Here is a 26,970-nt window from a genome sequence, read left to right as displayed (position 1 = left end):
TGCTTAATGAGTTGGACAAGGAACTCGAACGCAGAGGGCTTCCTTTTGTTCGCTATGCCGATGACTCGATGATATTCTGTAAGTCCAAAAGGGCGGCAAGAAGAGTCAAAGAGTCCATAACCCGATTTATAGAGGGAACTCTATATCTCAAAGTCAACAAGGAAAAGACTGTAGTGTCGTATGTCCAAGGAGTTAAGTATCTCGGCTACTCCTTTTATGTAATGAAAGGCAAATGCCGCCTCACAGTACATCCGAAGTCCAAATCCAAGATGAAATCAAGACTTAAAGAACTGACGAATCGTAGCAACGGATGGGGATACGTCAAGAGGAAACAGAAACTGAAGGAGTACATCCGTGGATGGATTGGATACTATCACCTAGCCGATATGAAACGTTTTCTTCTTGATACTGATGAGTGGTTAAGACGGAGAATACGCATGTGTATATGGAAAGCTTGGAAGACCCCCAAGACCAAGGTGGCAAACCTCGTTAAATGTGGTATTGGAAAATACAAGGCATGTGAATGGGGTAACACCCGCAAAGGTTATTGGCGTATTGCTGATAGTCCTATATTGAAGGTGGCGATAAATAAGGACAGCCTGCGAAAGGCAGGTTATCCTACCTTAATGGGCTCGTATCTCGAATGGTACCCAAAATAGGAACCGCCGTATGCCGAACGGCACGTACGGTGGTGTGAGAGGTCGGTAAACATGAAAATAGGAGATAAACACCTATGATTAGTGTTTACCTCCTACTCGATTGGACATAGAGGCACAGAGACGCTGAGAAATAAATAGAGACGAAGTTCTGGATGTATTAATATGTAGTAGAGGTGTCATAATGTGACGTTTTTACTGGAATAGATTAAATCGTACCTCGTAAATCGAATAATAGTAAATAAATAATGGATTTATTTGGCAGACTCAGATAAAAGCATTATATTTGTCATACAAAAATGGAGCCGTACTTGCAGAATCGGGAAACTCATCAAATAATATGAAATACCGAGACTACGCTTCATCCTCCAATGGCGGGCCACGCCTTCGGGTAGCATTTATGCCGGTGGATTACAAAGGAGGTGGGCACTCAAATCCTGTCTATCGGAGTTTCGTCACGCCTCGGGTACGGCTCTTCTTTTTTAGGAAAACGAAGAATCTTGTTAGTCACTGTAAACAAACAGGCAAGGTTCTTCGTTTTTTTGTTTATATCATGCCGCTGTATGGATTGTGTGGCATTTCGCAAGAAGTATAATTGTCAATTATTAATTGTTATGTTGCTTTATTTTTCAGGAACGGGCAATTCCCGTTGGGTTGCAAACTTATTAGGAAAGTTATTGGATGAACGTGTTTATGCTCTGTTGGATATATGGGGTGACGAACTGTTATTGGATTTAGAGGAAGAGGAGGCATTAGGATTTGTTTTTCCTGTGTATGCATGGGGACCTCCCGCACTGGTAAGTGGTTTCCTTTCGAAGGTGCGCGCCAATAAAATTCCTTCTTATGTGTATTTTGTCTGTACTTGTGGCGATGATACGGGTAAGACTGCCGATATTTTCGCACGTGCCGTGCAGGAGAAAGGTTGGACCAGCCCTGCTGGTTTTTCGGTGATTATGCCTGAAACGTATGTCTGTTTGCCGGGATTTGACGTAGACCCTAAAGATAAAGAACAGAAGAAACTTCGTGAGGCAGTGGGCAGGATAGAAGATATAGCCCGCTATGTTGCCGCGCGTGCGGATAAGGTAGATTGTAAGGAAGGCAGGTTTCCATGGATCAAGTCTTATTTGATTCGTCCTTTGTTCAATCGGTTCATGACTTCTGCCAAAAGTTTTCATGTGACAGATGCTTGCATATCATGTGGAAAATGTGTTACAGCCTGCCCCTTACACAATGTTCGGTTAGAAAAAAAACATCCGGTGTGGGGACAGAATTGTGCGATGTGTCTTTCCTGTTATCACCATTGTCCCAAGCATGCCATCGAGTACGGCCGTATGACAAAACATAAAGGGCAGTTTACATTGGAAAGGTAAGTGTAAATTCACTGCCTTTGTCAGGTTCCGAAGCAACGGCTATCTGGCCCCGATGTAATACGATGATTTGTTTGCACAATGCCAGCCCGATGCCAGAACCTCCCGGTTTGGTGGTAAAGAAAGGGACGAAGATGCGTTCTGTTACTTCGGGAAGCATACCTTCTCCATTGTCGGAAATGATGAACTTCCATTTTTCATCGTCTACGTGTGCATATATGTTGATGTGTGCTGACGGGTTGTCGCAGCAAGCCTCCTGCGCATTTTTGATAAGGTTGATGAATACTTGTTCCATTTGTCCGCGGTCGGCTTTCCAAGGTGTTTCGCAATCAGGGCAATGGAATGTGATGCGCGTGTCGGCAAACAGTTGTTTCAAGTCTTCAAAGAAATCATTTACCCGGATATTGTTTTTTACCGGCGGAGCGATTTTGGTCAGTTTTCGGTAGTTTTCTACAAATTCCAGTAAGCCTTTACTTCTTCGTTGGATAATTTGCAGTCCTTGTTGCATCAGGGTGTCTGTCGAGGTGGGTGAGTATGTCTGGCAGCGTTCGTTCAAGGTGTCAGCCAGTGAGATTATGGGAGTGATGGAGTTCATGATTTCATGGGTCAATACCCGGATAAGTTTTTGCCAGGCTTCCATTTCGGTATGTTCCAGTGCTGTATGTATATTCTTCAGGCTTACCAGCCAGTAGGCTTTTCCTTTCAGTTGGATGTGAGTGGCAGATACCGAAAGCTCTGTCGGTACAACAGAATGGGGCAGTTGGACCACGGCTTGTCTGCTACGGATAGCCGAAAGTATTTCTTGGGGTAGTTTGTTACGGTTGCCCAACAGTTGCTGTGCCGGTTTATTCATCCATTCAATTCTTCCGTCCGAATGGCAGACAATGACCGCTGTATCTACCTGGTTCAACAGATTTTCGTAGTACAGATGTTTGGTCTCTTCTTCGTTCAGGTGTGTGCGGATATTCTTAAGGGCGGTCGACATATCGGTTGCCAGTTGTTGCATCGTAGGATTGTTGAACGGTGCACACATCAGTTGAGACAAGTCATTGTTTTTCATACATTCTACAATCCGTTGCATCATGCGGATTTGTCGGTTTTGTGTTCGGTAGAGACTGATGCATATACCGGTGAGCAGAACTATACAGGCTGTGGCGCAGAACCACAGGTGCTGTGTTACAGCAAATGCGCCAGCTATGGCAAATAGGGTAATGCTGCCTACGTGTACGGCTAAAGAATAAGTATAGTTTTTCATAATCCAAGTTTTTCCAGTTTCCGATAAAGCGTGAAGCGGGTAATGCCCAACAGTTCCGCCGCACGGCTCATGTTTCCGCCACTGGCCTTCAGCGCCTGTTCGATGGCTTTGCGCTCCAGCTTTTCCAGATTCAGTTCCGGTATGTTTTCGTTATCGTTTCCTGCCGTAGTATGTGGAAAGAAGAAGTCATTGGGGCGTAACAGGTTGTTTTCGCTGAGGATGACAGCCCGTTCCAGTGTATGTTGCAGTTCGCGTACATTGCCGGGCCAATTGTATTTCAATAACTTGTTCTTGGCTTCCCGGGTCAGTCCTTTGGCTTCTTTGTGGTACTTCCGGTTGTATTTGGTCAGGAAGTGTTCTGCCAGCAGCAAGATGTCTTCGCCTCTTTCCCGCAGTGGGGGAATGCGCAGCTCGATGGTATTGATGCGATACAACAGGTCTTGGCGGAAACTGCCTTCTGTTACCCTTTTGTGCAGATCGGCATTGGTGGCGCAAATCAACCGTACATCTATCTGAATGGGTTCGATGGCACCCAGCCGTGTGATGCGTTTCTTTTCGATGGCGGTCAACAGCCGTGCCTGCATGGGGAGTGACAGATTACCGATTTCGTCCAAAAAGAGTGTGCCTCCCGAAGCTATCTCCATCCGCCCGGGTTTAGATTTCCGTGCATCGGTAAATGCACCTTTTTCGTAACCGAAGAGTTCGCTTTCGAACAGTTGTTCGGGGATGCTTCCTAAGTCAATAGTGACGAATGCTGCCTCTTGCCGGGGGGAAAAGTGTTTCAGCATTCGTGCTACCAGGTCTTTGCCCGTACCGTTTTCACCCAATATCAGGATGTTGGCATCGGTATCCGAGAGCTTGAAAATGGTTTCTTTTACCTTTTGCATGGCTGGTGAATTTCCGATTAGTTCCGGCAAATCATCATTTCCTTTCAGGGCAAGCACCTGTTCTTGCAACCTGCCTACTTCTTTGCGTGACTGGCTGAGCTTGAGAGCGGAAGAAAGCGTGGCAAGCAGCTTTTCCTTTTCCCATGGCTTTGAAATGAAATCGGTGGCTCCTGCCTTGATGGCTCTTACTGCTTTGTCGGTATCGGCATAGGCTGTCATAAAGACTACCACCGCTTGCGGGTCTATGCGCAAAATCTGTTCCAGGCAGTCGAATCCTTCTTGTCCGCTGATGGCATCGCGGCGGAAGTTCATATCCAGCAAGATAACATCCGGTTGGAAAGTGGTCATGAAATGCCCGATGCGTGCTGTCTGGGTGGTTACCTTTATTTTTTCTGTATAAGGTTCCAGGAGCAGGTTCAGTGCGAACAGCACGTCTTCGTTGTCATCGATAATCAGTATTTTACCTTTGGGTTCCATAGTCTTTAGTTTGCTTCTCTGCAAAGATACGCATTTTCAGCTTGTGCTGTATGTGCGCTTTCGCACAAAATATGTGTGCTTCCGCACAGGGTTTGCCGAGGTGATGATTGGTAAATTTGTTGATAGATAGATGCTTATGTTTGTGGCATGGATTTTGATTGTTATTTTCAGAATCATTTTGTGCAGTAATATGAAACGATTGATAGGAATATTTTGCTTATTGGTTATGGGATGGACAGGAGCAGAAGCCGAGCGTTTAAGTCTGGACGATGCTATCCGGATGGCGCAGGCACATTCGCCGGAAGCGCAGGCGGCACAGCATACTTATCGTGCTGCCTATTGGAGCTACCGTTCTTTCCGTGCCAATTATTTGCCGGAAGTCAGTCTTACTTCTACACCTTACCTCAACCGCCAAATCAACCGTGTGACCCAACCTGATGGTACGGAACAGTTTCTTCGGCAAAATCAGTTGAGCACAGATGTAAGCCTGTCGGTCAGTCAGAATATATGGTTTACGGGAGGTAATTTGTTTTTGCAGACGTCGGCACAGCGTATGGATGAATTCGGTGACCATACCGAAGCATACAATACTCAGCCTGTCACGATTGGTTATCAGCAGTCGCTTTTCGGATACAATTCACTGAAGTGGGACCGTCGTATCGAACCGGTACGTTTCCGTGAAGCCAGAAAGTCGTACGCCGAAACACTGGAGCTGATAGCTTCGAGGGCTTGCGAATTGTTTTTCGACCTTGCCACGGCACAGGCCAATCTGGATATCGCCCGTGCCAATTATGCTTCGGCAGACACACTTTACCGTTATGCACGCGGACGATATAATATAGGTAATATTACCGAAAACGAGATGTTACAGCTGGAAGTGAACAAGTTGACCGAAGAGACTAATATGATGCAGGCTAGTATTGAAGTGGAAGATGCGATGTTGACTTTTCGCTCTTTTTTAGGTATCCGGGAAGACGAGCCGATAGAAGTATTCCCGGCAGATAGCGTGACGGCTTTCGAAGTACCACTTGACCAAGCCTTGGAAAAAGCTTTTGCCCATAGTCCCGACATCGAAATGTATCAGCGGCTGAAGTTGGAAAGCCGTAGCCGGTTGGCTTCTGCCCGTGCCAACCGCGGATTGAAAGCCGACCTGTATGTGCAATTCGGGCTTTCGCAGACAGCAGATAATTTGCGGGCGTCTTATCGTAATCCACTTGACCAGCAATACGTCAGTCTGTCGGTAGTGATTCCTATTCTTGACTGGGGACGTGGCAAAGGTCAGGTACGGGTAGCGAAATCGAATATCGAGCTGGTTGATACGCAAGTAGAGCAGGGATTGACCGATTTTGAACTGAACGTGCGGAAAATGGTGAGGCAGTTCAACCTGCAGGCGCGGCAGGTACAAGTGGCGGCACGTACCGATGAAACGGCACGCAGGCGTTACGAAGTGGCTCTTCGCTTGTATCTGATGGGAAAGTCTACCATCCTCGACCTGAATGCAGCGACCACCGAAAAAGATACGGCACGCCGCAATCACATTGAGGCATTGAAAACCTATTGGACGCTTTATTATGGTTTGCGCAGCATGACGCAATACGATTTCGAACGCAATTGTCCGCTTGCGGATAATTTGCCTGAAATATAAAAATCTGTGGTAAGAACCCGACTATCTTAACTGTTAATTATTAACTAAAGAAATGGATATAAAACTGGAAAAGAAACCTTGGTACGTGCGCTACCGTTACCGCATAGCGGCTGGTATCGCTTTGACGGCAGGATTGGTTTATGTAGCGGTGCTTGCCTCCGGTCCGCGCAAGTTGCGGATAGATACCGAATCGGTGCAACTGGCGGAAGTGAAAGACGATGAGTTTTTGGAGTACGTCGATGTGGAAGGCGTGGTGCATCCCATCCTTACCCTGATGGTCAATACCCGCGAGGCGGGTAATGTAGACCGTATCGTAGCGGAAGAAGGAAGTCTGCTGAGGCGCGGCGATACCATCCTGACACTGGTCAACCCCGACTTGATACGCGATATCGAAGACCAACGGGATGAATGGGAAAAGCAACGCATCTCTTACGAAGAGAAGGCGTTGGAGATGGAGCAGAAGACCTTGACACTGAAGCAACAGACACTGGAGGCAAGTTATGAGTTGAACAAAATCAGTAAAAGCTATGCCTTGGAAGAAGAAGAGTACAAGATGGGTATCCGCAGCAAGGCGCAACTGGAGGTGTCGGCAGATGAATACCGGTATAAGACCGAGTCGACCCGCTTGAAGCTGCAAAGCCTGCAAAGCGATTCGGCGATGACGGTTATCCGCAAGGAACTGCTCCGCAACGACCGTGAGCGGGAGCGGAAGAAATGGGAGCGTTCGTTACAGCGGAGGGATAACCTTGTAGTATGTGCGCCTGCCGATGGGCAGTTGAGTTTTGTGAAGGTCACGCCCGGACAGCAGGTGAGTTCGGGTGAGAATATCGCCGAAGTGAAGGTAATGGACCAGTTCAAGATACGCACGGCATTAAGCGAGTATTACATCGACCGTGTCACCACCGGTTTGCCCGCTTCGGTCACTTATCAAGGTAAACGTTATCCGCTCCGGGTAACCAAGGTGGTGCCCGAGGTGAAAGAGCGTACCTTCGATGTGGATTTGGTGTTTACCGGGGAGATGCCCGACAATGTGCGCCTTGGGAAGAGTTACCGGGTGCAAATCGAGCTGGGGCAACCCGAAAAGGCAATCGTGATTCCGCGTGGCAATTTCTACCAGCAGACGGGAGGCAACTGGATATTCAAGCTGAACGCCGACCGCACCAAGGCGGTGAAGGTGCCCATCACTATCAGTAGGCAGAATCCTCGCCAATATGAAATAACTGAAGGTTTGCAGCCCGGAGATTGGGTTATTACCACAGGATATGATAACTTTGGCGATGCGGAAGAATTAATACTGAGATGATGGTTTCACCACAGATAACACAGATTAAAAAATTAATTATTCATCATGAACTATACAGATAATAATTTATCTAATCTGTGTAATCTGTGGTGAAAAAAACAAACGAAATAGCTTATGATAACACTTTATTATTTGAGAATGGCGGTACGCTTTTTGACGCGTGCCCGTTCGTACACGATAATTAACTTGCTGGGACTGGCGTTCAGCCTGGCTTGCAGCATCATCTTGCTGCGCTACATCCACCGCGAACTTACGGTGGACGCTAATTGTATTCATCCGGAAACGGTGGTGCTGCCGCTGGCAGACGTTTATAGCAATTGGTGTCCCAGTGCCAGAATGTATATGGACTCGGTTTATCTTGCCGATGAACAGGTGATAGAGCGTTGTCTGGTTGTTCCTAATGAGCGTACGAATATTTTGTATGAGAACCGCACTTACAATGCCGATATATTGGCAGTAGATTCTACTTTCTTCCGTTTCTTCACTTATCCGGTAGTGATGGGAACTGCTACGATGCAGGGAGATCATGTAGCTATCCTTACCCGCAAGTTTGCAGAACAACTGTTCGGACGGGAGAATCCTCTTGGGAAAGTGCTGGTTTATGATGGCATATCTGTAGTCGTGCAAGGAGTGGTGGATAGCCCTTCCAATAAAACTGTTTGGCGATTCGATGTGTTGGTTTCCAGTGGTTTGCAGGATTGGAACCGGATGAATATTGAAATGGTCCGTGTATTGCCTGGCATTGATTTGGATGCAATAAACAAAGTGAGTGGTGTTTATCGCGATACGAAATATTCCGGTCCTATGCGTTACCGGTTTATTCCTTGGAAACAGTTTTATTTCGACCCTTCCATTATTGCGGAAAAATCATTGATGAACCACGGCGACAGGTCTTACTTGCTGATTTTATCAGGAGTGATAGTCTTGTTGTTGGCGGTAGGCATCCTGAATTTTATCAACCTCTATATGGTGATGCTGATGAAGCGTTCACGCGAATATGGCATCAAGAAGGTGTTGGGACTGGGGCGTTCTTCACTATTTGTGGAAATCTGGCTGGAAAACTTCGTGCTGGTCTTTGCCTCGCTCTTCGTGGCATGGGTGCTGATAGAGGTTACGTCGGTTCCGGTAGAGCGTTTGTTGGGCGAGCAGATTGATTATACACCATTCGACGGCTGGTTGTCGTTAGGCATTCTGATAGTCTTGCCTTTGCTCACTTCGGTTTATCCTTACATCAAGTATGGTTATCGTTCGCCTGTTATTTCCATGCGCAATGTGTTAGTACGTTATTCCGTAGCTTCACGTGCGGTGTTGCTGGGTGTCCAGTATGTCTTTACGGTGGTACTTGTGGTCTTGTCGGTTTATTTCAGCCGTCATTTCGATTTCCTTATCAATACGCCTCCGGGGTTCCGTACGGAAAGGATATTAGAAGCTGATTTGCAGAAAGAAAACTGGAATAATAGATATACGGACGAGCAGAGGAAAACACGTAACGAACGTATCGAAAGGATTCGGAAAGCATTGGACGAATGTCCGTATATTGATTCGTGGATATGCAGTTCGTTTGATGAAATCACTTCCGAATTTCAAGTGAACTTTTTCAATGAGAAGGATAAGAAGGTATCGGTGAAGGCATTGTTTGTTCCTGCCGCTTTTTTTAATTTTTACGGATTGAAGGTACTTGATGGCACTTTGCCGGATGAGATACATGACGTAACTCATAGCGAGATAGCATTGAACGAGGAAGCTATGAAAATATTTGGTTATGCCGATAGGGAAGAAGCGTTTATCAGGGCTGAGTCTCCTATATGGATGTTTTTTGGAGCTGATGGTAGTGTAAAAAAGGGTGGATTGGAATTGATGCCCGTCGTAGCGGTAATAGCCGATTGTTATTTCGGTAAGTTGACCGGTGGCGTACAGCCCATTGTTTATATCATAAGTGGAGGATACGAAAGTGGTAAGATTTCCATCGCCGTGCAGCCGGGCAAGGAAAAAGAGCTGCTTGCCTACCTGCGCCGCACGGTGAAGGAAATTTATGGGACTGAAGAGTTCGACCATGCCTGGCTGGCGGATGTGGTGGAAGAGCAGTATGCCCACGACCGCAAGATAGCTACGGTCTATTCGGTATTCGCCTTTATCGCCATCGTGGTGTCGTGCATGGGGCTGTTCGGTATTTCGCTTTTCGATATCCGCAGGCGATATCGAGAAATTGCTATTCGCAAGGTGAACGGTGCAACGCTGCGCGACCTTTATTGGCTGCTGGGTGGCAGATACTTGAAAGTTTTGTTGGTATCGTTTGTTGTGGCTGTTCCATTAGCTTGGGTGATACTCTACAAATATACCGAAGATTTTGTATTGAAGGCTCCGCTAAGTCCGTGGATATTCGTTGTTGCCTTGCTGTTGGTTGCAGTGATTTCTTTGGGCACACTTTGGTGGCAAGTAAACAAGGCAGCCCGTATCAATCCGGCGGATGTGATGAAGGCGGAGTGATTAAATTAAGAATTAAGAATGATGATTATACATTACTTGAAAATTGCTTGGCGTAACCTGTGGAAGTATAAGACGCAGAGCGCGATTTGCATCGTGGGGCTGGCGGTAGGCTTTGTCTGCTTCGCCCTGTCCGCTTTGTGGATACATTACGAAACGACGTATGATTCGTCCTACGAAGGGGCGGACCGGATGTATCTGGTTTATAAGAAAGATATATTGAGTAAATCGGGATATAGCATTGGCCTGCCTTATCCTGTATCAACTTGGCTGAAGCGCGATATGCCGGATGTAGAGGCTACGTGTGCGTTTTCTTGGGGAGCAAAAGGAATATTGGTTGGAGAAAATGGGCGTAAGATAGAAGGAGGCGATTTGCAGGCAGACTCCTGTTTTATGAACCTGTTCGGGCTTTCGGTATTGAAAGGAAATTACGATTTCCTGTCGGTAAAAGACAAGATAGCCTTGACCGAAGAGTGCGCCATGCAATTGTTCGGTTCTACAGATGTACTGGGCAGAAAAGTAAAGCTGAATGAGCGGATGGAGCTTTCGGTATGTGCCGTTGTGGAGGGATCGGGTGAGCATACCAGTTTCCCGTTTTCGTATTGGTACAATCATATAGACCCTGTTTGGCACGACCAGTGTGCATACAACGTTTGTATGGTTGTCATAAAATTGCGTGAGGGGGTAAGTCTGGAAGCATTCCAACAGAAGTTCGACCGTTATGTAGGGCGGCTTACGGAGAAGCAAGGGAAAGCCGTCTTGGAAGGGTGCCGTTTCATCCCTTTGAGTAGGTATCATTATGCTTCGTTCAATGAAGAACGTACTATCCGCTTCAATTATCTGGTGTTGTTTGCCGGGGTAGGGTTGCTGGTCATTCTGAGTTCGTTGTTCAATTACCTGATGTTGTTCGTGAGCCGTATGCGGATGCGTGAGCGTGAAATAGAACTTCGTAAGGCGTGCGGTTCTTCCCGTATGCGATTGTTTCTGTTGTTCATGACCGAATATTTGCTGGTAATCGTATTTGCCGGATTGGTCGGAATGGTGTTAATCGAACTTCTTCTTCCTCTTTTTCGGAATGTATCGGGAGTGACTGGAGGCGTTTACGCTTCTTCGTTGGCTTATTTTATGGGGATATTGTTGGTTTCGGCTTTATGTTTGTTCCCGTTCATCCGTTACAGGGAACGGGGATATATCCGCAGGTTGGACGTATTCCGCAAGGCAAGTGTCTTTTTCCAATTGCTGGTCAGCATGCTGTTTATATGTTGTGTAAGCGTGTTGCTCAAGCAAGTCATTCATTTGCGTCATGCCGATATAGGTTGGGAACGGAAAAATCTGGCTGTGTTCGATTATATGTATCCGCAAGATGATTTTGAGCAAATAGCCAAGCGTGTAGGGCAGTTGTCATATACGCAAGTTTTATTGAAGGGTCATTTGGGATTGTTTCATGCCCAGATGCGTATGGCTTCTTCAATAGATGATTGGGAAGGGAAACAGGATTCGGATGCTTCGGTAAATATAGAATTTATCCCCGAAGGCGAAACTTTCATGCGTTTTTATGGCTTGAAATTGCAGGAAGGTGATTATCCGAAAGCGGGTGCTAATGAAATAGTACTCAATGAAAGTGCAGTGAGAGCATTGGGCATACACAAGATAGTGGGAAAGTCTGTACATATGACAAATAAATGGTGTACGGTAACAGGAATTGTGAAAGATTTTCATACAACGGCTCCTACCGTTCCGGTCAATCCGATAGCTCTTACGGGAGAAGCCCATGAAGCGGAAATCGATGGGATCCGAGTGGTTTATAGTGGAGATTGTCTGGCGGTAAGATATCACGAAGGAAAGGGAGAGGAATTGCAAGCGTATGTTGACCGGATGATGGCAGAAGACTATCCCGATGTAAGGTATCGTTTAACCGATATTGAAGAAGCATACGACCGGTATCTTCAATCGGAATATTTGTTGCTGAAATTGCTGGTCTTCGTATCTGTGGTGTGCATGGTAGTTTCCTTGTTTGGCATTTACTCGTTGGTGACACTTGCTTGCCGGCAGCGGCGGAAAGAAATAGCAGTCCGCAAGATAAACGGAGCTACGGTAAGCGATATATTGCTTATTTTTGTGAAGGAATACTTTCTGTTGTTGACATTGGCGGCTCTTGTGGCTTTCCTCATCGGCTACATACTGATGAAGCATTGGCTGGAGCAGTATGTCGAGCAGACCGAAATCAGCGTATGGCTTTTCCTCCTTATTTATATAGGTATGGCGTTGGTGGTTTGCCTGAGCATCGGCTCGCGCGTATGGGAAGCCGTGCGGCAGAATCCGGCGGAAGTAATAAAGGAAATGAATTGATTTTTAAGGTAACGAGGAAACGAGTTGACAAGATAACTAGGTTTAGAATACCAAAGCTATCTAAAAACCTTGTCAACTTGTCAACTCGTCACCTTGTCAACTGAAACTAAAAAAAATATGATACAGCATTACTTGAAAATTGCTTGGCGTAACCTGTGGAAGTATAAGACGCAGAGCGCGATTTGCATCGTGGGGCTGGCGGTATGTTTGTTGTGCTTCAGCATTTGCCTGTATGTATGTCGGCTGATGTGGGCAACCGACCAATGCTTCCCTCAGAAAGAGCGTATTGGCGAAATTGCGATGAAGGAACCCCAAGGAGCGAAAGATTTGGCTGGAGTGCCTCCGGAACTGATAGATAAGTTGCGTATCCTGAACGGGATGGAAGCAGAAGCCTTTACATACCTGGGGAATCCAGGCTATCGTTCGTTTGAGATAGAAGTGAAGCCCGACGAGATGTTGCCGTTCGACCCGATGCTATGTATGGAAGTAGATACGTGTTTCCGTCAAGTATTCGGTGTGGATGTGCTGGCGGGTTCGTGGCAAGCTGCCGTGCATACGCCCAATGCGGTCATCTTGTCGGAAACCTTGGCGCGGCGTATCTATGGAAACCGCTTGCAGGATGCCATCGGAAAGCGTTTGTGCACCACGTCGAGGTTCGCCTTTGCGGGTGCGAACAGTGGCATCGGCTATACCGTGCAGGCGGTGATGGCAGACATTCCTTCCAATAATAGTTTTACGTATATGCAGCCTCTCGCCATGCTGGTGTTGAATGATAGCGATGGGAGGCTGCAATGGAAGGGAAAGGACGTGACGGGAGGTATGGGTTATGTATTGCTGAAAGGAGGGAAAGATAGCCGGAAGAAACTGGAAGCAGACCTTCGCACCAAGGGATTGGGTTTGCAGATGTTTGACAGGGAGTTCGATGTGCATGTCCGTCCTTTAGGTTATGCCTATTGGAAGTACGGTGGTACGATGTATATCGTGTGGATTGCCGGCATTATCGGGAGTCTGGTGCTTTTGGTGGGGTTGCTCAATTTCTTTTATTTCCAAGTGGGGACTTTTCTGGCGCGTAGCGGCGAGTACAGTCTCCGGCGCGTATTCGGGGGAGGCAGCGCACATCTGTTGGGGCAATTATTTGTTCAGGCGGCACTGACGGTGCTGATAGCTTTCCTGTTGGTCTTTGTCTTGATAGAGTTGTTGGCACCCGTATTGCACATCGACATGATGGAGTTCGAACTTAGCATTGATGGTCCGGTATTGCAATACCAGTGTGCCCAATATCTGTTGTTGGTGCTGGCAGGCAGCTTGGGCGTATGCCTGTTTACTGTGGCACGTACACGTCGGATAAATATCCAGACAGGCATCCGCGGCATAAGTATCGGACGGGGCAAGCATCGGGTGCGCAACATCATGCTTGCCATCCAGTATTTCATTTGCTGGATATTTGTCACCTTGTCTTTCGCACTCTATCTGCAGGCAGATAAAACCACATCGGCACTCTTCGGTACGTTGACCCGTCAGGAGAAAAGCAGGATATTGAGCATCCCCTTGGATTACCCGTTTATGAAGCAGGCGGAAAAGCTTGCCTTGATAGAGCGCATGAAACAATGTGCGGGGGTGGAAGATTGCCTGTTGTCAGACGTTGATTATACACAGGGTGCCTCCGGCAATGTGTTCTATATCCAGCCGGATTCCCGGCGCGATAAGGAGGAAACTCCGGTCAATATTCTTAGTGTGCCTCATAACTTTTTCCGGTTCATGCACATTCCTGTCTTGCAAGGCAAGGTTCCCAATACAGAGAATGAACTGGTAATCGATCAGGTTTTCGGGCAGGAATTGCGCACGAAGCACCGGATGGAGCCTTTGGGTGCTACACTTTATGGATATTACGACGAGGGATATAAAGTAGCAGGGATAAGCAGTCCTTTTGTGACCAATGCCTACGGAGGAACGTTTGCTGAGAAAGGGTATGTTTTCCAGCTGGTGGATTTCCGTCAGTATGTGGGGCATTGTTACCTGAAGTGCTATGCCGGAAAGGCAGATGAAGTGCGCACGCAGGTTGACGGATTGTTGCATCAAGCCTTACCCCATACGGTAGAGCCGCGTATCTCTACTTTTCAGGGTGACATCGAGGCGAAACAGGGGATAGAAAATACACTGAAAGGCATCATCTTCTTTCTCGCAGTGGTATGCGTGACCCTTACGCTTTTAGGTGTTTACGCAGCTATTACCATTGATACGGAAAGCCGCAGTAAAGAGGTCGCCATCCGCAAGGTGCATGGGGCAAGCGTGGGGCAGATTATGTGGCTTTTTGCCCGTACTTACATTGGGATAGGTGGGGCGACGGCTTTGTTGGCTTTTCCGCTGCTTTATGGATTTATGGAGTATTGGGAACAGATGTATCGCATTTTTTTTCGCTACGGAGTTTGGTTTTGGGTAACTGTGTTTCTGTTTGTGGCTGCGGTCACAGCCTTTACGGTTGTGTCTCGCATTGTGCGCATTGCCCGCATTAATCCGGCAGAAATGATAAAGAAGGAATGAAACTAGGTGACAAGGAAACTAGGTGACAAGGAAACTAGGTTTAGAGTACCAACGCTATCTAAAAACCTTGTCACCTTGTCAACTCGTCACCTTATTAACTGAAATATTTAATTAAAATAATAACGAACATGAGAAAACTGTTTTTAGCCTGTATGCTTGCCGGAACATTGGCGGCACAGGCACAAGGAAGATTTACAATTGAAGGTACTTTGTCGGGGGTAGACGAAGGAACTGTGTTGGGGTTGTATAAAGACGAAGGAGGAGTAGGTACGGAAGTAGCGGTAGATACATTGCGGAACGGTCGCTTTTTCTTCGAAGGCATGACTACAAGCAATGAAGTGGAAGAGTACGACGTGATGGCAAAAGACTATGGAAAACTGCCTCCTGTCTGGCTTAGCTTGTGGATCGGGCCGGATACGCATTTGAAAGTGAAAGGTGAGAATGCATTACTCCGCACGTGGAGTGTGGAAGGGGGAGCGGAATGTCAGCAGTTTCAACAGCAGTTGATTGAAGCGTCTAAAAAGGAACTGGATGCTTTTCAACAATCTACGATGGAAGCTGTCACTTTGAGCCTGACTTTGCAAAACGCTTCGGGAGAGCAACGGGAGTCGATAATCGCTAAGTTAAAACAGATGCAAGATGAGCAAGACAGCTTGCAACGGTGTGTCATGGCGAACAATATCCGTCTGATGAAGCAGACGGCGGTAAATAAGGTATGGATGAACAGCTTGAACGGATTAGGGATGTTGCTGAAGTATGATAAAAAGTTCTTGCATCGTGATGAGGTGAAAGCACTTTACGAAAGTTTGCCGGATGAATGGAAGAATACCGAGGAAGGGAAGTCGGTCTATACGGCACTTTATCCGCCGGTTGTGGTGAATGATGGAGAGATGGCGGTTGACGGTGATCTGTACGACCTGCAAGGCAAGGTGCATCATTTGAGTGAGTTCCGTGGGAAATATATCTTGCTCGATTTCTGGAGCAGGGGATGCGGTCCCTGCATCCAGTCGCAACCGGAATTGAAAGAAATCAGCGAGCTGCATAAAGATAGCTTGGAAGTGGTCAGCTTGAGTGTGGAGACTGAAAAAGGATGGAGAGCTTCGGTAAAAGACCATCCGTTGGCATGGAATAACTGGAACGACCTGCAAGGGCGGAACGGTATTTCTGCCCGTTATGGAGTGAACGGCATTCCGCATTTCGTGCTGATAGCTCCCGACGGACACATCTTGAAGAGTTGGACAGGATATGGTCTGGGTTTGTTGAAGGTGCAGCTCCGCCGGTGTATGCGTCCGCTGCCTCAAACGGTCTACGGCACACACGAAGGCAATCCGACGGTAGACTACCCTGTGTATGGAAGTTCGAATACCGATGCCTTGCAGATAACGCAAGTGGAACGGACTGATACCGCAACCATTGTCCGCATACATGCTTATTATATCCCCAAGTATTGGATTCGGTTGAGCAAGGAAACCCATTTGGTGGCAGATGACGGGACATCGTGTCCGGTACTCCGTTCGGAAGGTTTTCCCTTGGGTGAGCGGTTCTTTATGCCCGAAAGCGGAGAGGTAACGTTTACGCTATATTTCGCCCCACTTCCGGCAGGCACCCGTACCTTCGATTTTACGGAAGGCGATGGGGCAGATTCGTGGCAAATCAAAGGGATTCGGTTGAGAAAATAATTATAGGTAATAAGGGAAAAAGTTGACAAGGTAACAAGGAAACAAGTTGACAAGGTTTAGAATACCAAAGCTATCTAAAAAACCTTGTCACTTTGTCAACAAAAAAATAGAAAGAATATGATAAAGACAAACAATTTACAAAAGGTTTTCCGCACCGACGAGGTGGAGACCTGGGCATTGAACAATGTGAGTATAGAAGTGAAAGAAGGCGAGTTTGTAGCCATTATGGGTCCTTCGGGATGCGGCAAGTCTACGTTGCTGAACATCTTGGGGTTGCTCGACAATCCTACGGGAGGTGAGTATTACTTGAACGGGAAGGAAGTGTCGAAGTACACCGAAGCGCAGCGCACGTCCATTCGCAAGGGAATCATCGGTTTTGTATTTCAGAGTTTCAACTTGATAGATGAACTGAATGTGTACGAGAACATCGAATTGCCTTTGCTTTACATGGGTGTTCCGGCTTCCGAACGTAAGCGGAAGGTGGAGGAAGCTATGGAAAGGATGGCGATAGCCCACCGTTCGAAACATTTCCCGCAACAGCTTTCAGGAGGGCAGCAGCAGCGTGTGGCGATAGCCCGTGCGGTAGTTTCCAATCCGAAGATGATACTTGCCGACGAGCCGACCGGTAACCTGGATTCGAAGAACGGAAAGGAAGTGATGAGCCTGTTGACCGACTTGAATAAGGAAGGCACCACCATCGTGATGGTGACCCACTCGCAACACGATGCCGGTTATGCCGGACGTATTATCCGTCTGTTCGACGGTCAGGTGGTGACGGAAGTGGCGTTGTGATGGTATATGTTGGTTAAAAACGCAGATTAACGCAGATTTTCGCAGAATTTGAATATGGGTGAAAGTTTGTGTTAATCTGCAGGAATTTGAGTTCAATTGATTAGTTGATTCTTATGTCTTATTATCAGTTATTGCGGTTGATTGTACGAGGCTGGTGGCGCAACAAGTTGTTTACTGTGGTAGAATGGGGCAGTTTGGTCATTGGCATCTTGTGCGTTTCTTTGTTGGGAGCTTTTGTATTGCATGAGTATCGTGCCGATAAAGTGATTCCTGACGGAGAACGTATCTTACGCCTGACTCAACAGGTGTCAATGGGAGAGCAGGCAGCGACTACTTTTATATATGGACCGGATGTGCCGCAAATCGTGTCTGCTTTTCCCGAAATAGAAACTTCTACCCGTGTGTCGAAACGTAGTAAAGTTTCGGTTGTATATCGGGATGAGACGTTTTCAATAGAACGGTTTATGCTGGCAGATTCAACGTTTCTTGACTTCTTTCCTTTGGAGGCGGTGCAAGGCAGTTGGCAAGAAGTACAAGTACAACCGGATGCGATTGCTTTGGAAGAAAAGACGGCGTTGCGGATATTTGGCTCATCGGATTGCTTGGGAGAATCCCTTGCCATGACTGTTGACGGAGATGTTCGTCCGATGGTTGTGAAGGTGGTGTTCCGCAATCCGGCGCAGGCTTTATTGTCTGTAGGTGCTTTGAGTCTGTCGGCAGGTTCTGATGACGGAGAAGCTTGTTTCATCAAGTTGCGTGAAGGGACGGACTTGGATAAATTCCGGCAGAAGTTTGCGGAAACTCTTCTTCCTACGGTATTGGGTAAAGGTCATTTGGATACACAAACTTTACACGAGTCTTATTTTGATACCAGTGTGCAGGACCTTGTTTTGCGGCATCGTTCGCTTGTCATTCTGGTTATTGGAGGAGTCGTGGCATTGCTTGTATTGTTAGTCGCTTGTTTTAATTACCTCAATTTAGGGCTTACCCGTTTGTTGGACCGGATGCGTATGTTGCATATTGAGGTTTTTGCCGGTGCGTCGCGGAAAGACATTTATCGCCAGTTGTTTTTAGATACGTGCCTGATGATTGGGCTGGCGTTCATTTGTTCTTTTTTGCTGATGAATGACCTGTTGCCTTTGTTCAACCGGTTGATGGATGTCGAGTTGACGATGGGGTACATACTGTCTTATCAAGTATTGCCTTGGTTGTTGTTGGGAGGTATTGTCCTTGCGGGGATTCCTGCCTTTTTCATCAGCCGGAAGTTGCAGTCGCTTACCGAAAGCGAGTATCGTTGGTTCTATCAGGGTAAGATAAGACGTTTGCTGGTGTCTTGCTTTCAGGGAGGACAGTTTGTCGTGACCTTGGTTTTATTCAGTGTGTTTTTGATTATCCATAGCCAGTTGGAACTGATAAAGAAAGACAACCTGCGGTTTGAGGGAGTAATTGATGTGTATGTAGAAAAGGATTGGGGACCTCCTGTTTCTGCGTGGATGGAAGAAGCAAGGCATTGGCAAGGAGTAAAGGAGGTGACCTTGTCCGAAACAGGGCTTTTTGAAGAATCAATGGCCATTATCGGAAAATCGGGAAATCCGGAAGACATTGTTTGGATAGATATGGTTTCGTGCCGGAAAGACTTTTTGGACTTTTATCGGCTGGAACTAATAGACTCGGAACAGACCGCTCGTTTGCTTCCTGCTACCGCCTATCCCGTTGTGGTGAACGAAACATTTGTGAAGAAGTTTGTTCCTGATGGCATCAATCCGATTGGTGAACAGGTGTCCAAATACCTTCCCGATGAACCGTTGTTCGATAACCGGACTATCGTAGGGGTAGTGCGTGATTTCAGGAAAAGGTCGTTATCCGAATCGGTTTGGCCGTTGTTTATCAGCCTGAACGATGTATCGTCTGCCGATGTGCAAACACTTTCGGTAAGGGTAGAGGAGGGCAGGAAAGCGGAAGTCTTGAAACAGTTGAGACGGAAATGGGAAGAGGTTTATCCCGACCGGACGTTTGTATATCAGGATATAGGAGGTATATTGGAAGAAGCCAATCGGGATGTCGTGATGTTGACGGATATCCTGTCTTTGTATGCGGCAATCAGTTTGTTGCTGACTTTTTCTGGTTTGTTCAGTTTGGTGCGTTATACCGTCCGTCTGCGTCAACGTGAAATAGCCTTGCGGAAGATACATGGAGCTTCTTTGGGACAAATACAATGGATATTATCTTGCTCGTATGTAGCGGGGGTGGCAATTGCCTTCCTGATAGCCGTGCCTTTGGTGTATGCTTGCATGCTGCCGTGGCTGGAGCATTTTCGTTATTATGTTCCCATCTCCATTTCACATTTCGTGATGCCGCTGGCAATTACGGCTGGAATCACCTTCCTTACCGTGTGGCTAATCGGTTATAAGGTTGCGAAAATGAATCCTGCTGAAGTCATCAAGCGGGAATAACCGATTTTATGCGTATATTTGTTACATTATTCAATAAAAACAGCTTATGAAAAACAGTACATTTGTTGCATCGGCTTTATCAGCCTTGATGCTGGCGGCTTGCCAGACAGGACCTAAAGTCGTAGAGAACCCACTGATTGAGAGTGCCAACAGCATGACACTTGATATCGCGAAAGTAGAACTGACCGACACCGCTACGGTGTTGCATGTGGATGCGTATTTCCGGCCGCATTATTGGATTCGCATCGATTCGAAAACTTATCTGCGGGCAGAAGGTAAAAACTATGCTTTGACTGATGCACAAGGTATTACACCCGATTCGCTCTTCTGGATGCCTGAGTCGGGAGAGGCTTCGTTTGTACTTTCTTTCCAGCCGTTGCCCAAACGGACAAAGTCTTTCGACTTCATCGAATCGGATTGTGCCGACTGCTTTAAGCTGTTTGGCATAGACCTGACCGGGAAGAAGAGTTATGATACTCCTGAAGGCATTCCTGCCGAAGCTTTGCAGATAGACGGGAATGCAACCATGCCTGCACCTGTCTTTAAGAGTGGGGAAACGACGGTTGAAGTCCATTTGCTTCATCACCGGAAAGAACTGGGAAAGGAACAGGCTATGTATGTCAACACTTTGACAGGCGGGCAAGAGGAATATACGGCAGCCATTGATTCGGTAACCGGAGTGGTGACATTCAAATTTAGCCAATATGGTCTGGCTGAGGCTTTGTTCCCGATGGCTGGTTCGGTATTGCTTGCTCCCGGCGAACATGTCACGGTGTATATAGACCAGCGGTTCAGTGGCCAACGTATCGTTGCCAGTCGAAAAGGTTCGGAAATACAGTCGTTCCGGACATTGTATGCAGATGGCACGTATGCCAATCTTAATAACCTGGTTAATAGCCGGACGGATTGGCCCGCATGGTCAATGAATCTGTATAGCGGCAAGTTTGGGGATTACAAGATGAGTGCGGAAGCGTATGAAACGTATGTGGTAAATCGGTATAAGGAGTTGTCGGATAGCATTGCGTCGGATAGCCTGCCATCTTTGATGAAAGAATGGATGCTGTTGTCCTTGAAAGGCGAAGCAGTTGTGGCTATGATGGATGGAGACCGGGGACGTGAGTTCAATTACCGCTACTTGCATAACGACTGGGACAGGCGGAATCCCGTGAAAGGAATCGACCCGATGAAGCCTGAATGCATCTTAGGGCTTACCAAGTTATTCGATATAAACGACCCGCAACTGTTAATGGGGGCACGAAGCTCTGATTATATCGGTAGTGTGGCGTATGCGGATGAAGCTTGGATAAAAGCTGCCGGCATTCAGACCGGACTGGTACCTTCGTTACGGAAGTTTATTCCGCTTGTCGGGAAAGCACAGGCTGGGACGTTGACCGAAGCCGATATGAAAGTATTCGGTGCGGAAGACAATCCGTTTTATGCGGATGCATTGAGAGCGATGCAGCAAGAGACGTTAGCCCAATTAGAAGCTGTAAAGGATAAGGCGGTTGTTGAGCGGACTCCCGATGTACCGGTTGAGAAGTTGTTCGATGCCATTGTATCTCCCTATAAGGGCAAGGTGGTGTTGGTAGATTTTTGGAATACGTGGTGCGGTCCCTGCCGTGCGGCTATCAAGGCTACCGAGCCGCTGAAAGATACGGAACTGAAGAGCGATGACTTGGTATGGATTTACATTGCCAACGAGACATCGCCCATTGTAAAATACAAGACCATGATTCCTGATATCAAAGGCAAGCATTTCCGCCTGAACGATAAGCAGTGGGAGTATCTCGCCAAAAAGTTCAAGATAGACGGCATTCCTTCGTACGTATTGGTGGATAAAGACGGATCGTACCGTTTACGTAACGATTTGCGCGACCACGATTTGTTGTGCAAGACATTGGCAGAGAAAAGCCAGTCTGAATAATAAATCGGTGTAAAGAGTTGTATCTGGCGGAAAATGATGTAAAGGGAGTTCCGCAAAGTACCGGTAGATACTTGTTAAGAAACGAATATATACTTCATTTGCCGATGAAGTATATATTCGTTTGCAGTTTCAGTATATATGAAACTGCTTTCGGAGATATCTTCGTTTTTCAACCCAGCTTACTGGCAGCATGCAGCATTGTCACTTATTTTCTGTGCAATCTGTGGTGAAAGCAAAATGCCATTAGAAAGCAATGCCTTCGGGCACGATGCTTTCGATGCGGTTCTCCACTTCGTCGGGCACTTTGGAAAAGAAATCCAGTCCGGTTTCTTCTTCTACCTGGTCTACCTTGACCATATAGTTTTTCAGATTCTGGTGATGTGCTTTGTTTTCGAACAGGAAGCCCATGGCAATGGGGTTTTTCCGGTTGTAGATGAGCACGACTTTAAAGAAACGGTCGGGTACAGCCACCTGATGCTTTCCGATTCGTTTGGGCGAGACCTTGTCATAAATCGGACCGCAGGCTATGTAGACTCTTCCATATTTCTTGGCCCATTCGCGGCATTTCTCTTCCAGGTCTCCCCAGTCGTCACGGTTCAGTTTCCGGTTTTGCGGGCAGATGTTGCTCATGTAGAACGATTCTTTCATTGCCTGTTTGCTCCATTTCATGTCGGCTGCCGGGGCCATGTGTCCGCGGTCGTAGCCCGAATGGGTGTAGTCGGAGGCCTCCACGCGAGGTTCAGGCAGACTGGGGTCGGGCAGGAACTGATTGGTGCGTCCTTCTTCTCCCGTCGTTTCCTGACGCGTAAGTTCCCATGCCACCCAGTTGGGTGTTTTATAATGATGGTTGTAAGACACGGTATATCCGGTATGGGTGATGATGGTTTCGTCTCGCTGGCGGATGGTTTTCGGTATCTCCAGTTGTAAGGAGTATCTGCCATCTGGTGCTTTAGCCTTTGTGTTTTCTGTGACACTTGCTTTATCCGTCAGTGTTCTGATTGTTTCGGAGCTGAATATTTTTCCATCGTTCTGGTAGAGGTAAAGAGCTCCGATAATGATTGCTGCCAGCAGGATAAAGCCTTTCAGTCCTCCTCCTGCTTGTTTTTTACGTTTTTTTGCCATATTACAGAAGTTTGAAACGCATCCGGAAGATGCCGTCTTTATAGTCGTGGCTGATGATTTTGAACATACCTATTTCGGATGTGTTGGCTACGTGCAGTCCGATGCAAAGGCATTCATCGTAATCGCCCACTTTCACAATGCGTACGGTGTCCGAAGCTCCTTTGGGCAGGCGTTTCAGGTCGAATCGTTCCTTGGCTTCTTGCTGGGTGATGAATTCGGTAGTGATGGGCAGGTGCCGGGCTATGACTTCGTTTACGGTTGTTTCGATGTGGGTTATTTCTTCATCGGTCGGGGCTTGTGGCAAGGCAAAGTCGAGTTTGCTTTTCTTGCGTTCAATGTGCGCCGATACGGCTCGGCCGCATCCGAAGAGGTTGACCATGGTACGGTTTACGATGTGTTCGCACGTGTGCATGGGCGGATATTCCGTCTTGTTGTGTTCGTTCAGTTGAGGTTGTTCCATAATTCTTTTTTTGCGTGGTGTATTTTTTTGATGCATCATGACACACAGATTACCCGGATAGCATAAAAATGTCTGTCTGCGTTATCTGTGTGTCATTAAAATGCACAAATAAATTATAATTACTTGTTCATGTTGCTGTTGGTCAATGTCTTGCCTTCGTATTCACCGGTCAGTGCATTGAGGAAAGCTTCTATTTTTTGTGCTTCTTCGGGCGATAGTTCTTGTCCTACCTGGTATTTTGCCATCATGGTAATTGCCTGGTTAAGTGTTTCTACACTTCCGTCGTGGTAATACGGATAGGTCAGTGCCACGTTGCGCAAGGTTGGTGTCTTGAAGCGGTATCGGTCTCGTTCTACCTTGGTTTGTGCCCATCGTCCGTTGTCTCCATCTGTCAGTCCCGACTTTTGGGTCAGTTCCCGGTCTTCAAAGTAGTTGGCGCGTTGTCCCATCAGTTCATAACTCAGCCCACCCATGCTGGCACCGGCATGGCATGTGGCGCAGCTATATTGCTTGAACAGGTTATAGCCTGCTATCTGTTCGTCGGTCATGGCAGACTTTTCACCTTTCAGATAGCGGTCGAAAGCCGAATTGGGTGTTACCAGCGTTTTTTCGAATTCGCTGATGGCGTCAGTGATGGTGGCTTGGCTCAGTCCTTCGGGATAAACCTTTATGAAGTCTTTTACGAACGCTTTGTCTTCGGAAAGTCGTGCTACGATTTCATCGAATGACTGGCATCCCATTTCTACGGGGTTCAAGGGAGGTCCTCCGGCTTGTTCTGCCAATGTCTCAGCACGTCCGTCCCAGAACTGTGCGAAATTGAAGCAGGCATTATATACCGTCGGGGCATTTACTCCGCCCAGCTGTCCTTTGATACCTTCCGAGTAGCGTTTGTTGTCTACTCCGGCGGTGTTCAGGCCGTGACAGGTAGCACACGAAACGGTTCCATCGGCAGAGAGCCGTGTGTCGTGATAGAGCAGTTTGCCTAAAGCTGCCTTTTGCGGATGATAAGCGATGCTGTCGGGCAGAGGGCGTACGGGTTCGTTGACAAATTCGGGTGCTGCCAGCGGGTTGTGGAAATACCTGGCACGGATGCTTTTGATAGCTGCCAGCATCCGGTCGCGCTTTTCAGGGGTGATGGACGAGCCCCAATGTACGAGGTAATACTCTTTCATCGGCATGGAACCGTCGATGATGCATTGCTCTACTTTGTTGAGGTCTACTTCATTGGGTACCGATTCGTCTTTCATGGTGCGCATGAAAGGCAGGATGTCGAATGTGGCATAACCTTCTTGCACATGCTTGTTTATCATTCCCTTGATGACAGGGAAGTGGGCATAGAAAGGCAAATCCGGTGCCATTGAATGGCAGGAGGCGCATCCGCCGTCTGTCAACACTTGAACCACTTGCTCGTTTGCCGTTAAACTGGCAGACGGAGCATTGTTTACAGCTCGGTAGATGACGGCGAGCAGGGCTATTACCGCCACCACGGTTAAAACAATGATTGAACTTTTTTTCATGTCGTTTTTTTATGTTATTGAGTTTTTATATTTATGGGTTGTTTCCTATAGGGTACTATTTTGTTATTCACGGGACACAGCTGGCAATCTGTTATGCTTTTGTCAAGTATATACGTGCATACTGTTTTGTGCCGAGGGCAGGTAGTTGACACCATACCAACACATCTGCATGCACAGGAAGCCGGTTGCCAATAACAGGACGTTCCACTTCTGGTGCCGGGGCTTGCCATAGAGACGGAGGTGAAGGTAAAGCAGATAGATGCTCCATGTGACGGCGGCCCATGTTTCTTTCGGGTCCCAACTCCAGAAATATCCCCATGCTTCTTTTGCCCATAGGGCACCGCTTAGCATGCCGAAGGTCAGGAAGGCCAGCCCGATACATGTCAGACGGTCGATGGTGGGTTGATAGCGGCCGGTATGTTTTATCACACCTGCCAGGGCAAGCAGGAAGGCACAGCCGAACACGGCATAGGCAAAGATGTAGACTGTTACATGGGGCACGAACCAGTAACTTTGCAAGGCAGGCATCAGTGAGCGGTCGTGCTGTTCGGGGTTCATCAGATTCATGATGACGAATACAAGGGTGAGTAGGGTGGAAAGGGGAAGTATCCACCTGTAGTGCCAACGTCGGTAGGTAAGCAAGCCGCATAGCATCAGGAAGAAAGAATACCACAATCGGGTTTCTCCTTGGGTACGGAGCGGCGGACGTTGCAACGAAATCCAAAAGCAAATAATGAAGGCTGCATAGATACACAGTCCGGTACAGGTCAAGGCGAAAGCTTTCTTGCTGAATTCCGTGCTACGGAATGCCGCGAAGGCACCTCCCACCCATAGCAGTGTTGCACTAAGGGCAAATCCGATAAATTCGTCCCATGTCAGCATGTTTCATCACCTCCTTTCTTTGGCAGGGCAGGTATCCCTTGTGTAAATAAGAGTACGCAACCAGCTATCAGCATCCAGATTCCTGTCCATAAAGCATACTTCCAAGGCTCTTTCACCAGTTGCAACACGCAATAATGTGGTTGTTCGTTTGCCGGTACGTGTTCGTAATCTGTCAGGTAAAGATTGTCCGTCCACGAAAGCGTGTAAGGGTGATTTACTTTCAAGGTAGCACTTTTGTCTCCTATGATTACTTGGGCGTTGTAGCTTTGTGGGGTTCCATCGGGATGATAGGCTATATCGAATGTCTGCAACTGCATGGAATCTTTCAGCAAGATGCTTTTTCCGTGTCTGTCGAATGCTTGCCGGGTCGGTTGGTCTTTGGTGACCAGTATCCTCCATTCATGTGTGTCGGCACTTCCCGCCATTCCACCTCCTAATGCAAGTAGCAGTCCGATGTGGGTCAAGGCAAAGCGCAGCTTGTGTGCCCGTTTTCTGCACATGCCCCGGTAAATGACGATGAGCAGGTGGGCAAGTAAGGCAATGAGGGTGAATACCGTCCACCATGAATCGGGGGTCAGTAACGTACCGAAGCCCATCAGCAGGCATGAAACAAAGGTTATCCCCAATAACAAGAATGTGGTGGCAGGTGCTGATAAAACCAGATAGCCAGCCGACTGAGGTTTTTCTTTGTGAAGAATCCACAGGCTTGTCACCCCCAATAGCAGGAGGGCGGCATTTACAGGGAAGGCGAAGAATGCTATCTGGCATTTACCGAATGTCAGCTGGCAACCGAGTGCCACGGCGAAGTATGTACCCCAATATCGATATAACGTCGCTTTTTTCATAAATCCGTCTGGCTTTATTTGTTCCGATGCAAAAGTACATATTAATGTAATAGGTTCTTTCTTTGCCGATGATTTATTTTAACGGATATCTGCCAATATCCCATGTAGGGGCGGATGCGATATGCCCTCTACCATGTGTCATATACAAAATGCTCAATTAGTACCGCGGGAAGCATAGACAGTTTCTTAGAATCTGTCGTTTAAGGTATATTTTGAAGTATTTTTCCCCACCGTCAAGTTAGAAGTGCAACTCCGCCACCGCCTTCCTCCGTCCTTGGAGCGTAGCGGAAAGGGCGGAGGAAGGCGGTGGAAGCCGGGCTTCGGGTCATCCG

General features: G+C 47.3%; 18 protein-coding genes. 11 read left to right on the top strand and 7 right to left on the bottom strand.

The features are described from left to right. Both B5F71_RS10770 and B5F71_RS10765 read left to right on the top strand, forming a co-directional pair. Positions 1-659: group II intron maturase-specific domain-containing protein (locus B5F71_RS10770; protein WP_087210105.1), on the top strand; the 659-nt coding region annotated here is incomplete at its 5' end. Between the two features lie 611 nt (positions 660-1,270). After that, entirely contained in the window at positions 1,271-2,026 is a 756-nt protein-coding gene (locus B5F71_RS10765) for an EFR1 family ferrodoxin (RefSeq protein WP_022038743.1), read from the top strand. Here B5F71_RS10765 and B5F71_RS10760 read toward each other — a convergent pair. Together B5F71_RS10760 and B5F71_RS10755 are read right to left on the bottom strand one after the other, a co-directional pair. Then, entirely contained in the window at positions 2,010-3,278 is a 1,269-nt protein-coding gene (locus B5F71_RS10760; RefSeq protein ID WP_087210102.1) for a PAS domain-containing sensor histidine kinase, read from the bottom strand. The genes B5F71_RS10765 and B5F71_RS10760 overlap by 17 nt on opposite strands. Next, a complete protein-coding gene (locus tag B5F71_RS10755) occupies positions 3,275-4,642 on the bottom strand; it encodes a sigma-54 dependent transcriptional regulator (protein ID WP_087210094.1) in 1,368 nt (455 codons plus the stop codon). Before B5F71_RS10755 ends, B5F71_RS10760 begins: the two co-directional genes overlap by 4 nt. A gap of 226 nt (positions 4,643-4,868) precedes the next feature. On the opposite strand from B5F71_RS10755, the gene B5F71_RS10750 reads away from it, so the two are divergent. The 9 genes from B5F71_RS10750 (at position 4,869) to B5F71_RS10710 (ending at position 21,812) form a co-directional block, all read left to right on the top strand. Further along, positions 4,869-6,287: a TolC family protein gene (locus B5F71_RS10750; RefSeq protein ID WP_239414152.1), complete on the top strand. Its 1,419-nt coding sequence runs from the start codon at positions 4,869-4,871 to the stop codon at positions 6,285-6,287. A gap of 52 nt (positions 6,288-6,339) precedes the next feature. Further along, on the top strand, positions 6,340-7,590 hold the full coding sequence (locus B5F71_RS10745) for an HlyD family efflux transporter periplasmic adaptor subunit (protein ID WP_087210089.1): 1,251 nt from the start codon (positions 6,340-6,342) through the stop codon (positions 7,588-7,590). Between the two features lie 114 nt (positions 7,591-7,704). Further along, complete coding sequence (locus tag B5F71_RS10740) at positions 7,705-10,077, top strand: FtsX-like permease family protein (RefSeq protein ID WP_087210086.1); 2,373 nt, start codon at positions 7,705-7,707, stop codon at positions 10,075-10,077. Between the two features lie 18 nt (positions 10,078-10,095). Then, positions 10,096-12,423, top strand: coding sequence for an FtsX-like permease family protein (locus tag B5F71_RS10735; protein ID WP_087210084.1), 2,328 nt, complete (start codon positions 10,096-10,098; stop codon positions 12,421-12,423). A 117-nt stretch (positions 12,424-12,540) separates the two neighbouring features. Then, the gene (locus B5F71_RS10730; RefSeq protein WP_087210082.1) at positions 12,541-14,964 is read left to right on the top strand and encodes an FtsX-like permease family protein; all 2,424 of its coding nucleotides are present in this window, start codon (positions 12,541-12,543) and stop codon (positions 14,962-14,964) included. 128 nt (positions 14,965-15,092) lie between these two features. Beyond that, positions 15,093-16,643, top strand: a complete 1,551-nt coding sequence (locus B5F71_RS10725; protein WP_087210079.1) for a TlpA disulfide reductase family protein — start codon at positions 15,093-15,095, stop codon at positions 16,641-16,643. 117 nt (positions 16,644-16,760) lie between these two features. Next, on the top strand, positions 16,761-17,435 hold the full coding sequence (locus tag B5F71_RS10720) for an ABC transporter ATP-binding protein (protein WP_087210077.1): 675 nt from the start codon (positions 16,761-16,763) through the stop codon (positions 17,433-17,435). 113 nt (positions 17,436-17,548) lie between these two features. Continuing rightward, complete coding sequence (locus B5F71_RS10715; protein ID WP_087210074.1) at positions 17,549-19,888, top strand: FtsX-like permease family protein; 2,340 nt, start codon at positions 17,549-17,551, stop codon at positions 19,886-19,888. 46 nt (positions 19,889-19,934) lie between these two features. Further along, positions 19,935-21,812 (top strand): TlpA disulfide reductase family protein, encoded by a 1,878-nt coding sequence (locus B5F71_RS10710; RefSeq protein WP_087210071.1) that lies wholly within the window; start codon positions 19,935-19,937, stop codon positions 21,810-21,812. A 243-nt stretch (positions 21,813-22,055) separates the two neighbouring features. Here the strand turns inward: B5F71_RS10710 and B5F71_RS10700 are convergent, their stop codons facing one another. The 5 genes from B5F71_RS10700 to B5F71_RS10680 form a co-directional block, all read right to left on the bottom strand. Next, complete coding sequence (locus tag B5F71_RS10700; protein WP_087210066.1) at positions 22,056-22,934, bottom strand: DNA/RNA non-specific endonuclease; 879 nt, start codon at positions 22,932-22,934, stop codon at positions 22,056-22,058. A 1-nt stretch (position 22,935) separates the two neighbouring features. Continuing rightward, positions 22,936-23,394, bottom strand: a complete 459-nt coding sequence (locus B5F71_RS10695; protein WP_087210064.1) for a hypothetical protein — start codon at positions 23,392-23,394, stop codon at positions 22,936-22,938. Between the two features lie 119 nt (positions 23,395-23,513). Then, a complete protein-coding gene (locus B5F71_RS10690; RefSeq protein WP_022038757.1) occupies positions 23,514-24,911 on the bottom strand; it encodes a cytochrome c peroxidase in 1,398 nt (465 codons plus the stop codon). 102 nt (positions 24,912-25,013) lie between these two features. Continuing rightward, positions 25,014-25,793, bottom strand: coding sequence for a cytochrome c biogenesis protein CcsA (gene ccsA / locus B5F71_RS10685; protein ID WP_087210062.1), 780 nt, complete (start codon positions 25,791-25,793; stop codon positions 25,014-25,016). Continuing rightward, a complete protein-coding gene (locus tag B5F71_RS10680; protein WP_022038759.1) occupies positions 25,787-26,638 on the bottom strand; it encodes a cytochrome c biogenesis protein ResB in 852 nt (283 codons plus the stop codon). Before B5F71_RS10680 ends, ccsA begins: the two co-directional genes overlap by 7 nt. Positions 26,639-26,970 lie beyond the last annotated feature (332 nt).

This window comes from Bacteroides sp. An269 (assembly GCF_002159755.1).
Lineage (GTDB): Bacteria > Bacteroidota > Bacteroidia > Bacteroidales > Bacteroidaceae > Phocaeicola > Phocaeicola intestinalis.
This window is presented reverse-complemented; position numbering and strand designations above follow the sequence as displayed.